Origin of the sequence: Neolewinella agarilytica, from assembly GCF_900110645.1 — a bacterium.
In the GTDB taxonomy this organism is placed as follows: domain Bacteria; phylum Bacteroidota; class Bacteroidia; order Chitinophagales; family Saprospiraceae; genus Neolewinella; species Neolewinella agarilytica.
Window position 1 is genome coordinate 91,415 of record NZ_FOFB01000020.1, and the last position, 12,492, is coordinate 103,906.

The following is a 12,492-nucleotide window of genomic DNA, read 5'->3' on the forward strand; positions in this document are numbered from 1 at the left end:
CGTTAGGCCGTTTACCTTTGCCCCATGCCAAAATCTCTCCAGCCCCAGACCCGCGCCATTCGCGGGCAAATGGACCAAACTGACTACCGCGAACACTCGACGCCGCTGTTCCTGACCAGCAGTTTTACCTTCGATTCTGCCGAGGCGATGGCCGAAACTTTTGCGGGGCAGCGGGAGGGGATTATCTATTCCAGGTACAATAACCCCAGTGTGGATGAGCTGATCCGTAAGGCCTGCGCACTGGAAGGCACCGAGGCAGGTTTTGCCACGGCCTCGGGAATGGCGGCGGTTTTTGCCAGTCTGGCGGCGCTGGTGGAAGCCGGCGATCATATCGTGGCGACCCGCGCACTCTTTGGTAGCACGCACCAATTACTGACCAACGTACTCCCTAAATGGGGCGTTACTTTTACCTACGTTGAGCCCGATCAGCCGGAAAGCTGGGCGGCGGCGGTGCGGCCCAATACGAAACTGTTTGTCACGGAGACCCCCTCTAACCCCGGCCTGAAGCTGGTCGACCTGGCGGCCGCCGGAAAGCTTTGTAAAGAGCATGGACTGTTGTTTATCGTTGATAATTGCTTCGCGACGCCGGTCTTGCAGCGGCCGGCGGACTTTGGCGCCGACCTCATCACCCACTCCGCCACCAAGTGGATGGACGGGCAGGGTAGGGTGCTCGGAGGGCTATTGCTGGGGACGCAAGTGGTGATGGACAAAGTGACCACCTTTTGCCGCCACACCGGCCCGGCGATGTCTCCCTTCAACGCCTGGGTGATCAGTAAGAGCCTGGAAACTCTGCACCTGCGCATGAAGGCACACTGCGCAGCAGCGCTTGAAATGGCGGAGTGGCTGAGAAAGCAGGCGGCGATCACGCAGGTGCATTATCCGTTTTTAGAGAGCCATGCGCAGTACGAGCTGGCGCGCCGGCAGATGACTGCCGGAGGCGGCCTGGTCACTTTCGAACTGGCCGGCGGCATCGCCGCCGCGCAGCGGCTGCTCAATGCCCTGGAGGTTTGCACCCGTAGCTCCAACCTGGGGGATACCCGTACCATTCTTACCCATCCGGCAACGACCACTCACTCCAAACTAAGCTCTGAAGAGCGCGCCTCCGTTGGCATCTCCGATGGCCTCATCCGGATGAGCGTAGGCCTGGAAGCAGTAGTGGATATTCAGGAGGATTTGCTGCGGGGCTTGAGTTATTAATTGAAAGAAATAGGTTGTCTTTACTCACTTTGTTGCAAACGAATAAGCGAACATTAGTTGTTAGAATTGTTTAAGTGCATCTTTTTTGAATTTTGTAGGTTATATTTGTAAGTAATTTACAAATTCATGTTGTTATCTTTTTCGGTTGCCAACTTTAAATCTTTCCGGGAAGAGCAGGTACTTGACCTGACAGCTTCTGCATTGAAGCCTGCGTTTAGCTGGTTGGAAAACGCTGCCGTACCCGTTGGCAAGGAGGAATCAGCCCTGCGTGTGAAAGCTCTATACGGGGCTAATGCTAGTGGGAAGAGTAATTTGATTAAGGCGATGTTTACGATGATCGGAATAGGACTATTATCGTCACGTGGAAAAGGCCCACTTTCAAGTATTGACCCATTTGGGTTTGATGAGAAACTTCTCAAGAAGCCATCTTTTTTTGAAATGAAATTCATGGCTAACGGCACCCGTTATCAGTATGGGTTTCTAGTTGATCAGCAGCAATTTCACAAAGAGTGGTTGTATGATATATCGGTGCGTAAGGCCGAGGTTTTTAGTCGGAATTTTCAAGTCGTTAAAGTAAATAAGAAATACTTTTCTCGGCCAGATACAATAAACCTCCTAACGCACGCTGAAAACGAAGTCTTTCGTCCCAACACTAGTTTTCTTTCTGCACTTTCTCTATTTGAAATGGATGATGCAGTAAAAAACACCGTAGCTTTTCTATCCTCAATTACTCCGATCGGCGATGCTGACCATGTTTTTATAGAGCAGGAAGCTTACAAAATGATGGAAGATGATAAGTTGAGAGAAAAAGTCCGAAATATGTTGGAATACGCGGACATTTCCTTCGATGGGCTTTTTGTAATTGATAGAGAAGCTGCCAAGAAAGCCAATTCCGATATGGCTCATCGGTATAATCTGCATAGTACGCGTGGGCAGTATTCCCTATTAGCAACCCATGTTGTGGAGGGTAAAACGAAAAAGGTCATGAGTTGGCTGTCTGAGCATAATGAGTCGCAAGGAACGCAAAAATTACTTGTGCTTGCACCTTACGTGATTGCGGCTATACAACAAGGTGGCATTCTCATCATTGATGAGTTCGAAGCTAAGCTGCATACCCGTTTGTCTCGCGAGATCGTTGCCATGTTTAATTCTGCTACGGGAAACCCTAACAACGCTCAGTTCATCTTTTCTACTCATGATACTAATTTATTGGATCATCGCTTGCTAAGGCGAGACCAAATTGATTTTATAGAAAAGGAAGCCGACCGATCATCGACGGTATATTCTTTGGCCGACGTCAAGGGAATTCGTAAAGATTCAGACTTTGAGCGTGATTACCTAGGTGGTAGCTATGGTGCCGTGCCGGAGGTTACAGATTTCAACATTGCTATCCTCGAAGACTAACATGGCACGACAGAAGAAAAAGCACCGTAAGGCCATCCAGAGAGGGAAACGCTTTTTGATTTTCTGCGAAGGTCAGACAGAGCGTCTATACTTCAAGTCTTTCCATGATAAGGGAGTTAGTGTTGAACCAAGGGATCCTAATGGTGATCGTAAGCAACTGGTTAAAGATGCAATTAATTCTGACGATGGTTCATACGATCAAATTTGGGTGGTCTTTGATCTGGATTACTTACCTGCCAAAGGAAACGCACAATTGACTGAATTTGATGCTACTATCTCTAAAGCTCGGGCTGCTGGTATTCGAGTGGCCTATTCCGTAGATGCTTTTGAGCTGTGGTTTTGTCTTCACTATGCTTATGTCAACACCCGACAAGAGCGAGCTTACTATTACCAACAATTGAGTAAGCGCTGGTCAATCAACTATGAACGCGAAGGAAAAAAAGCTAAGTTTTGCTTGGGAATTCGTGCGTTATTGGAAAATGATGAAGCGGCCAGTGAGGAGGAAGCAATTAAACGGGCAAAGAAATTATTAGCCACTCATTCCGAAGAGCCCCCACATCGACAAAATCCTGTAACTACCGTTTTTGAACTTGTAGAAGAATTACTGTCTTCCAAGCAAGGCTAGTGTAATTGAAAGGTTATCCTTGACCCCCGAAAGCATAATAAATAATCACCGCCAGAACAATCAACGGTATCAGGTAATAAAAATAGAGCCGCAATGGGTTGCGGGCAATCCGCCGTCGGGCTTCCGTTTCCGGACTGGTCTTTCGGGTGCTATCTTGTTGCTTTTCGGACTCCGTTTTTGCCATGTGGCAAAATACCAAACTATCGAATATGTTCCGCGCATCCCACTGGGAGAAAACCACCTTTTTACGTGAAGCAGACGTGTTGATCGTTGGTGCCGGCCTGACGGGCCTGCAGGCCGCACTGGAGTTGAAGCGGCAAAACCGAAAACTGAATGTACTCGTGATTGAGCGTGCACCTTTGCCCAGAGGTGCCAGCACCCGTAATGCGGGCTTCGCCTGCTTTGGCGGCCCAACGGAGCTGTTGGCCGACCTCGACGCCTATGGCCCGGAGTCAATGGTGGACACTGTGCGGCAGCGCTATGCGGGCATTCAGGCACTGGAAGAAAACTATGCTGGCCGGGGGATTGACTGGCATAAATGCGGAGGCTACGAAATAGTGGAAGAGTCGGCGTCCCGTAAGACTGCGGAAGTGCAGGAGAGGTTGAAAGAGCTGAATGACCTGCTGGCGGAAGTTACGGGTAGAGCGGAGACCTGGTCGCCGGTTAATTTCTCCGATCTTTCCGACGGGGCAGGGAGCACAATCAGCGGCGTATTCCATAACCCGATGGAGGCACAGTTGCACCCGGGCAAGCTCGTCAGGGTTTTGCTTGAAGATGGCTACGCCGCCGGAGTGCGCTTCCTCTTTGGGGCTAAAGTTGTCGCCGTAGAGGAGGGCAGGGTGGAAGTGGAGGACTTTGGCACCCTGAAAGCCGAAAGAATTTTGCTCACCGTCAATGCTTTCGCCCGTACGTTTTTACCAGAGGACTTCCCGGAAAGCATCCGTCCCGTCAGAAATCAAATTTTACTCAGTCGGAAAATTCCCAACTTGAAAATACAGGGATGCTTTCACTTTCACGAAGGCTACGTTTACTTCCGTAATGTGGGAAATGATCGTCTTCTCATTGGCGGAGCCCGGCATTTAGCGGGGGCTGCTTCGGAGACAGATGCCTTTGGGGCTAACGAGGCCATTGCGGAAACGCTGGTGGCTTCCCTGCAAAGATGGTTTCCGGAATACGGCCTGACGCGAGCTGACTTTCCGGATGCCTGGAGCGGCATCATCGCCCAGGGCGATGGTAAGGAGCCGGTGCTTCGTTTCGCACGTCCGAATGTCCTCATAGCGGGCCGGCTGGCGGGGATGGGCGTAGCCCTGAGTGCTGCGCTTGCCCGCCGTGCTGCGAAACTGCTCCTGGCGGAATAGAGCTGGACGAAAGCCAAACTTAAGTTTATTCGAAAAACGGCAATACAAAGTCCGTTTGATGCGTATTAATGCTACCGATTTACCCAGCAGGCATTTTTACTTCAGAACTATCAACTTTAGTTATCATGTTTTCCTTCTTCAACGAATCAAAGCCTGCTTCAGTCATTGAAGTCACTGGCGGGGTCGCCATCGGAATCTTCGTTACTTACATAATGACTTACGCACCGGAGATATTCTCCAGTGCGCATTCCATTGATTTCAGCTATTTAAGTAATCTCTTATTGCTGGGCATTCCCGTAATAATTTACGGGTGGTTTCAGAGCGAAAAAGTCCGTCAGCGGGCCCGCTGAAATCACTCGACAATGCTGGCTGCGGCGGGTTTGTCAAAGGCCTCGTCAGCAGTGTCCGGCTTAAAGGAGTAGTCCGATACCGTGATGTTGGTAATCACCTCGGTTGGTTTGTCTGACCAGCGTGTGGTATAACCCGTTGGGAGCGTTATGCCATCTACGGTAGTTTTACCATTAAGGACCATGAATTTCTCCGGCAGGTGGCCTCCGTTCGGGAAGAAGCCGCTGTAGGAAACGATGTAGTTGAGAGCGTCCATTTGCTTGGTCTCGGGGTGAAGCCAAAGGATGTAATAGTCCTGGTCTGCATCACCGATACCTTCTCCGTAAGTAACCTTGACGCGGTGGTAGCTCGTTCCTTCCCAGTCTGCGTCTTCGATTTGCTCGAAGAAAATGCCCTCGTCGGCCAATACGAAGGGTAGCCCGACGAAGTAATAGGGCGTGAGGCTCCAAAAACGTGCATTCACGCTCAGGTCTGCATCCGCAGGTAGCTTCCAGGCTTCTTTTCCATCGAAGCCATAGCTCATCCCTTCCTGATCCGCTGACTGGTGAACGGCTCTGGCGTTGACATAATCGTTAAGGATATAAGAATCCCGGATGGTTTTGTCTTTCTCCGTAGGCCGGTAATTGAAACGGTAGTAGAGTGGACTTTGGGCGTACCACTTCTCCAGACCGCCATGCGCATTGATGGCTGCGAGAATAAGCTGGCTGGCGGTTGATTTTTGAAGCCTGTTCTCTGCCGCTGCAATACGATCAGCAAAGGGAGAGGTAGCCTCGGCTACCGGTGTTTCTTCAGCGGTACTTTCAGCAGTGTTTGTTTCACAAGCAGTGAAAACCAGAAAAGGGAGTAGAAAAAGTAGAACTCTCATAGAATTATTTTTTGGAGTAACCCATCGGGTGGCGAGGCGTTCGCTTCGATCGGAGAAAAAGTCGCTTGCGGACATTATGTAATGAAAAACCGCCACCCCCAAACAGGGGAGTGGCGGTTTAATTTTTTCGGACCCTGAGGTCGGTTAATTTCAGTTAGCGTGAGCTTCTTTGGCGGTATGCAAAAAGCCGACGGTAAGACTGTCTTCTCCGAGGAAGTGCTCCAGGTGGTGGCAGCGGTCTTCGATTTTGAAGAGCATGCTTTCCAGCATTGATTTTGTGCCAAAGTCCTCCACTTCAAAGGCCTTTTTAATGGACTTACGGAACTCTTCGGCGATCTTCCGTTCGTTCTTCATGTTATTCTTAAAGGCGTCGCGAATGTGCATGACGTCTTCGGATTCCTGTTCGATGTAGGCCAGATCGACGTACTTTTCAAGACGGGTGGTTGGGGTGTAGCCCAACAGCGTCATTCTTTCTGCCAGTGCATCCAACTGCAGGTTTACCTCTTCGTAGTGCTTCTGCAGGAAAACATGGATGTCATGAAACTGAGGCCCTTCCACCATCCAGTGGTGCTTGTGGTACTGAGCGTACATGATCCACATTGCGGCGAGGTGCTTGTCCAGATGAGAGGCCATCTCTTTACAGGCTTCATCACTAAGACCTACAGGGTTTCCTTCGTATTCGGATTTTTTACGCAACTTTCTCATAAACATTGTTTTTGGTTCTTCCTTAGTACGGAAGCAGAGAAGGGGATGTTCGTTGAGCATATTGCTTTTTTACCTTTTACTGCTCCTGCGGTAGCGCCCAAGCCCGGGAATGTGGACGGTAGACTTTAGCTCTGTTGGTGATCTGCTGTACTATCAGGCGGGCTTTCTCCGGGCTGACATTATTCTTCCGCTCATGGCAGCGTTCAGTAAGGGCCTGACGTTAAAGGTCTCTAAAGGCGCTTGAAAAGTGAAACTTGGTTACCTTGCCAGCACTTTACCGTCAGAAGACTGCATTGATCTCACGAAATTCCCCAAAAATGAGCCGTTTAAGATTAGCCATTCTGGATTTATACAACGGTATCCCTAATCAGGGGATGCGCTGCATTCGTGAAATTGTGGAGCAATTTGCTGACCGCCTTGATTATGATGTCTTCGATGTGCGTGCAGAAGGTAAATTGCCTGACCTGAGCTATGACGTTTTCATCAGTTCCGGAGGCCCGGGTGATCCGCTCGATGGTGAAGGAGAAGGCGGCTGGCAGGAAAACTGGAACGAATGGTTGGAAGGTGTGCATCAGCACAACCTGGCCAATGAGAAGAAGAAATTCGTATTCTTTATTTGCCACAGCTTTCAGATGGCCGTTCACCACTTTAAACTGGCTCAGGTGGTTGCCCGGCGGGGGATCTCCTTCGGTACGTTTCCCATCAGGCCGACCAAAGCAGGTAAGCAGGATATTCTTTTTGCCGACTTAGAAGATCCTTTCTGGGCGGCGGATTTCCGCCGCTTTCAGGCTATCCAACCCAATGAGAACCGACTGCAGGAAATTGGTGCTGAAATTTTAGCACTGGAAAAAATTCGCCCGCACGTCAAATTAGAAAGAGCAATTATGGCCATGCGCTGGAGCGATGAAATGGTTGGTGTTCAGTTTCACCCTGAGGCAGACGCTGAAGGGATGCTGGCCCACTTCAGTCGCCCGGACATCAAACTGGAAGTAATTGCTGAACATGGCCGGGACAAGTGGATGCAGATGATGGAAGACCTCTCCGATCCGGAGCGTATTCGTAAAACTCACGACGCTATTCTTCCAGGCTTTATTACGCGGGCTATCCTGAGCCTGACCGTAAGTGAACCAGCTGAAAAGGCCTGATCTGACTACATACATTTTACCGATCATTTTTGATAGTTGTCGCCTTCCGACCAGACCTTCTGATGGAAGATACGTAAAGACAACTCTGCGAAAGCGTCGATGTTGATCAAGTGAATTCTGTTTAATTATCCCTCATTTTCCATGCCTCGTTCTTCCCGTCGCCACTTGCTGGTATTTCTTATTCTGCTGTTATTCACCCTGGTTTTTGCCGGTTTTCTGGCGGTAGCGGCTTACTACTATTTCACGGGTGCAGAGAACGTAACCATAAAATCCTTCGCTCCGGGCCTGCCCGCTGTTTACCTGGGTTTTATGGCCCGGAAAGAATGGAGAGGAATGCAGGCTATGCGTAAAATGGAGGCAAGAAAACGCAGGTTGGAGTCTGCGCAATAGGGGAGGAACCCACGAATTGAGGTTACAACATTACCTTTAGGACCTGAACTCCTATCGGCTATGCGAATTTACCTGTCTGCGTATTGGCGCAGGATTACCTTTCTCCTTTTTCCGTTCGCTTTTTTTGCCTGTCAAGAAGATCTGCCCGTGTACGATTCCTTTGCTGAATACCCCGTTTATGCTTTTGATGATCTGGGGATGGTTTACACTCCGGAAGCCACAAGTTTCAAACTCTGGTCGCCAACGGCGAAGGCCGTTCGCTTGAGGTTATACGATTCGGATGACCCCGCGGCTACTCCCCGAAGTACGCAGAAGATGAAAGAAGTGGACGGTGCCTGGTCATATACGGCTGAAGGTGACCTGGATGGCACCTATTATACTTTCCAGATTAAGCAAAATGGCCGCTGGCTACCAGAGGATACCGACCCTTACGCCCGGGCTGTAGGGACGAACGGAGCAAGAGCTCAGGTCATTAACCTGGCGGACACCGACCCGGAAGACTGGGACACCGACATCCGGCCGGCTCTGGCTTCGCCAACGGACGCCGTCATCTATGAATTACACCTAAGAGACATAAGTCTCGATCCCCGATCCGGTATAATGCATAAAGGTAAGTTCCTGGGACTTACGGAGACGGGAACCACCACCCCGCAGGGTGACGCTACGGGCCTGGACCATCTCAAAGAACTTGGCGTTACTCACGTACATCTGCTGCCAAGTTTTGACTTTATGAGCGTCAATGAAGCACAGCCCGAGGTGCCACAATTTAACTGGGGATACGACCCCCAAAACTATAACGTGCCAGAAGGGAGTTACGCTACCGACCCTTCCGATGGCCGGGTTCGCATCCGCGAGTTTAAGCAGATGGTGTTGGCTCTGCACCGTGCGGGGATTCGGGTGATCATGGATGTCGTATACAATCACACCGGCCGCAGTGAAGACAGTCATTTTCAAAACCTGATTCCGGATTATTTCTACCGCTTCAACGAAGATGGAACAATGAGCAACGCCAGTGGCTGTGGTAACGAAATTGCCAGTGACCGGCCGATGGTGCGCAAATACATCCGGGAATCCGTAGAATACTGGGCCCGGGAATATCACATCGATGGTTTTCGCTTTGACCTGATGGGCATTCATGATATCCCGACGATGAATGAGGTCAGCCAGGCACTGCACGCCATTGAGCCTTCAATTCTGGTTTACGGGGAGGGTTGGACGGCGGGCGACAGCCCGCTGCCAGACTCCCTCAAAGCGCTCAAAGCCAATACGCCTGAGTTGATAAATATCGCAGCCTTTAGCGATGATCTTCGGGACGGACTGAAGGGTAGCGTATTTAACCACGAAGAAAAAGGCTTCGTTTCGGGGGCTAAGGGTAAAGAAATGTCCATCCGCTTCGGGGTGGTTGGATCTACGCAGCACCCGCAAATCAATTATGACAGCGTCAACTATTCCAATGCGCCCTGGGCCAAAGAACCTTCGCAGTGCATCAATTATGTAAGCTGCCACGATAATCATACGCTTTGGGACCGACTGGCGATCAGCAACGGCAAAGACGTCCCCAGCCGGCGGGAACAAATGCATCGACTTGCGTTAGCGGTCGTACTGACCAGTCAGGGCATTCCGTTCTTACACGCCGGCAGTGAAATGTGCCGTACGAAAAACGGTAACGAAAACAGTTATAACTCCGGAGACGGGGTGAATGCGATCCGCTGGAACGGGAAACGAGCCCATAAGATTACCTATGAATATGTCCGCGGTCTGATCGCTCTACGAAAAGCTCACCCGGCCTTCAGGATGGGGGAAACAGATTTGATTAGCCGCCATCTGACTTTTATTGATACTCCGGACGAACAGTTAGTCGCCTACCGAATTCAGCAAGCTCCGAATGATGATTGGGCAGATATTGTAGTGGCCTTCAACGGTTCCGGTCAGGCGCAGCGGGTACCACTGCCTGCGGGAAATTGGTCTCTCGTGGTTAATGGCCGTACCGTAAATCCTGAAGGAATTGGTGGCACGCAGACAGAATGGACTTACCTGAATGGAGGCGCAGCAGCGGTGTTGAGGTTAGTGAACTGATTCATTAGGTCGATTTTCCAGCTATTCACTATCAATCTATCAATCTATCGCTCTACCTTCGCGTTCATGTCCAGCAAGTACGAACAAAGAGGCGTCTCCGCCACCAAATCCGAAGTCCACGAAGCCATTAAAGGCATGGACAAAGGCCTTTACCCTAAAGCTTTTTGTAAAATTCTCCCTGATGTGGTCGGCGGTAGCGATGACTGGGTCAATATCATGCACGCTGACACGGCCGGCACGAAAACCAGTCTTGCTTACCTCTACTGGAAAGAAACCGGGGACTTGTCCGTTTGGGAAGGCATCGTTCAGGATAGCCTGGTGATGAACCTCGATGATATGGGCTGTGTCGGTGCCGTAGATAATATTTTGATCTCCTCTACGATTGGTCGGAACAAAAACCGCATTCCGGGAGAAGTGCTGGCCACCATCATTCAGGGAGCTAAGAAGTTTGCCGATACGATGGCAGAACAGGGAGTAGGCCTTCACCTGACCGGCGGAGAAACCGCCGATGTGGGAGACATCGTTCGCACCATTGACGTAGGCTTCACCACCTTCGCCCGCCTGCCCCGTAAGCAGCTCGTCATCAATGACATCAAACCCGGTCATGTGATTGTGGGCCTGGCCAGCTACGGTCAGGCTACTTATGAGACAGCCTACAACGGCGGCATGGGCTCAAATGGCCTGACGAGTGCCCGCCATGATGTGTTCAAGCACGATTACGCGGACAAATACCCCGAAAGCTTTGATCCGGAAGTGCCCCGCTCTGTAATCTATACGGGAAGCCGCTCGCTGACGGAACAAGTTGATATTGGAGGTGGTAAAACGATGGCTGCCGGAAAGCTTGTCCTGAGCCCCACCAGAACTTACCTGCCGGTACTGAAAGTTTTACTCGATCAGCTGCAGCCACACATCGCTGGCCTGATCCATTGCACTGGCGGAGCCCAGACCAAAGTGGTGAAGTTTATCGAAGGCGTCCGGGTAGTAAAGAACAACTTCCTCCCCGTCCCGCCATTGTTTGATCTCATCCGCAAAGAAAGCGGTACGGACTGGCGGGAAATGTACCAGGTCTTCAACATGGGGCATCGCCTGGAGGTGTACCTGCCCGAGGAGCACGCGCAGTCTGTGCTGGACATTGCCGCCAGTTTCAATATCGATGCCACGGTGGTTGGCTTTGTGGAGGCGGCTGATCAGGCAAGCGTCCGCTTGCATACACCGGCCGGAGTGGAGGATTACTTTGAGTAAGCGCTTTACTTCGTCGCTGAACTTTCCCGGACTACTATCTCCGGCATCAGGACCAACTGGTCATTCGGATGCTCCTCATCTTCCTTACTGGTGATCGCCTTAATGGCGCGCCTGGAAGCAATTCTACCCATGGTAATGGGCTGTTGATCCACACTCGAAAGGGTAGGGGAAACGAGTTCATTAAAAGGCTCATTGGAAAAGCCCATAAAGGCAATGTCTTCGGGTACCCGCAGGCCTCGCCTGCGGGCTGCCTTCATCCCGCTTACGGCGCTGAAGTCACTGGCACTGAAGATGGCCTCCGGGCGGGGACTACGTTTCCAGAGTTCCTCAAAGGCTTCTTCGCCACTATCAAAATGGGAAACGATCTCGAGTACAGAATCGTCGTTTACTTCCAGTCCTGCTTCTTTCATCGCGTCCAGATAACCCAGATACCGGTTGCGGTAAATGTGGAGATGTTGCGGGCCCCGCAGGTGGGCAATGCGTTTATACCCCTGATCAATGAGGTGTTTAGTGGCAGCATAACCGCCCTGCCGATCATCAATTATGACGGCGGGGACAACTTCCAGGGAGGTCGGGACATTATCGAAAAACTGAATGGGAAAGCCAGAGCTGATGAGCTTCTCGTAGAGTTTCAGGTTGTCTCCGGTGTCCTTCGCAATGGAAATAAGTAAGCCGTCGACCTGCAGCCCCCGCAGGGTGTCTACCATCTCGCGTTCCCGTTCTGAGGAGTCAAAACTTTGGCAAACAATTACGCGAAAACCCGCCTCGTCAGCCTCTTCTTCGATTCCTCTGATCACCCGACCGAAAAAAGCCCGGTCGATGGCGGGTACAATTACACCTAGTGTGTTACTTCGCCCACGCCGGAGAGCAGCGGCAATGAAATTGGGTTGATAATTCATCTCCAGTGCTTTGGCTTTCACCAATTCCCTGGTTTTTTTACTGACCGCCAGGTTATTATTCAGCGCTCTGCTAACGGTTGAAGCATTTAGCCCCAACTCGTAAGCAATATCATGAATCGTGGTTTTATCTGATTTTTTCTTAGACATATCTGGTCGTAAAACTTGGCTGGCTTAGCAGAAGCCAAGATAGGGTAAGCAAATCATCGCAATCGGTTTCAGGCGGGCAATAATCTCAAAG

Annotated in this window: 12 protein-coding genes; 9 read left to right on the top strand and 3 right to left on the bottom strand. The window is 50.7% G+C overall.

The annotated features are described in order from the left end of the window. Nucleotides 1-24: 24 nt before the first annotated feature. The 5 genes from BM123_RS16930 to BM123_RS16950 all read left to right on the top strand — a co-directional run bounded on the left by BM123_RS16930 (nt 25) and on the right by BM123_RS16950 (nt 4,934). The gene (locus BM123_RS16930; RefSeq protein ID WP_090170776.1) at nt 25-1,197 is read left to right on the top strand and encodes an O-succinylhomoserine sulfhydrylase; all 1,173 of its coding nucleotides are present in this window, start codon (nt 25-27) and stop codon (nt 1,195-1,197) included. Between the two features lie 126 nt (nt 1,198-1,323). Then, entirely contained in the window at nt 1,324-2,601 is a 1,278-nt protein-coding gene (locus tag BM123_RS16935) for an AAA family ATPase (protein ID WP_090170779.1), read from the top strand. 1 nt (nt 2,602) lies between these two features. Then, the gene (locus BM123_RS16940) at nt 2,603-3,226 is read left to right on the top strand and encodes an RloB family protein (protein ID WP_175489434.1); all 624 of its coding nucleotides are present in this window, start codon (nt 2,603-2,605) and stop codon (nt 3,224-3,226) included. A 209-nt stretch (nt 3,227-3,435) separates the two neighbouring features. Continuing rightward, nucleotides 3,436-4,584, top strand: coding sequence for an NAD(P)/FAD-dependent oxidoreductase (locus tag BM123_RS16945; protein WP_175489435.1), 1,149 nt, complete (start codon nt 3,436-3,438; stop codon nt 4,582-4,584). Between the two features lie 125 nt (nt 4,585-4,709). After that, nucleotides 4,710-4,934, top strand: coding sequence for a hypothetical protein (locus tag BM123_RS16950; RefSeq protein WP_139211924.1), 225 nt, complete (start codon nt 4,710-4,712; stop codon nt 4,932-4,934). Nucleotides 4,935-4,936: 2 nt separating this feature from the next. Here the strand turns inward: BM123_RS16950 and BM123_RS16955 are convergent, their stop codons facing one another. Together BM123_RS16955 and BM123_RS16960 are read right to left on the bottom strand one after the other, a co-directional pair. After that, nucleotides 4,937-5,797, bottom strand: a complete 861-nt coding sequence (locus tag BM123_RS16955; protein ID WP_090170790.1) for a DUF6503 family protein — start codon at nt 5,795-5,797, stop codon at nt 4,937-4,939. A gap of 150 nt (nt 5,798-5,947) precedes the next feature. Beyond that, nucleotides 5,948-6,502: a Dps family protein gene (locus BM123_RS16960; RefSeq protein ID WP_090170793.1), complete on the bottom strand. Its 555-nt coding sequence runs from the start codon at nt 6,500-6,502 to the stop codon at nt 5,948-5,950. Between the two features lie 317 nt (nt 6,503-6,819). On the opposite strand from BM123_RS16960, the gene BM123_RS16965 reads away from it, so the two are divergent. The 4 genes from BM123_RS16965 (at nt 6,820) to BM123_RS16980 (ending at nt 11,355) form a co-directional block, all read left to right on the top strand. Beyond that, nucleotides 6,820-7,647: a type 1 glutamine amidotransferase gene (locus BM123_RS16965; RefSeq protein ID WP_175489436.1), complete on the top strand. Its 828-nt coding sequence runs from the start codon at nt 6,820-6,822 to the stop codon at nt 7,645-7,647. 141 nt (nt 7,648-7,788) lie between these two features. Then, nucleotides 7,789-8,037, top strand: coding sequence for a hypothetical protein (locus tag BM123_RS16970; RefSeq protein ID WP_090170797.1), 249 nt, complete (start codon nt 7,789-7,791; stop codon nt 8,035-8,037). 60 nt (nt 8,038-8,097) lie between these two features. After that, the gene (gene pulA / locus BM123_RS16975; protein WP_090170800.1) at nt 8,098-10,113 is read left to right on the top strand and encodes a type I pullulanase; all 2,016 of its coding nucleotides are present in this window, start codon (nt 8,098-8,100) and stop codon (nt 10,111-10,113) included. Between the two features lie 66 nt (nt 10,114-10,179). Further along, nucleotides 10,180-11,355: an AIR synthase related protein gene (locus BM123_RS16980; RefSeq protein ID WP_090170805.1), complete on the top strand. Its 1,176-nt coding sequence runs from the start codon at nt 10,180-10,182 to the stop codon at nt 11,353-11,355. Between the two features lie 5 nt (nt 11,356-11,360). Here the strand turns inward: BM123_RS16980 and BM123_RS16985 are convergent, their stop codons facing one another. Further along, entirely contained in the window at nt 11,361-12,401 is a 1,041-nt protein-coding gene (locus tag BM123_RS16985) for a LacI family DNA-binding transcriptional regulator (RefSeq protein WP_090170807.1), read from the bottom strand. Nucleotides 12,402-12,492: the final 91 nt, after the last annotated feature.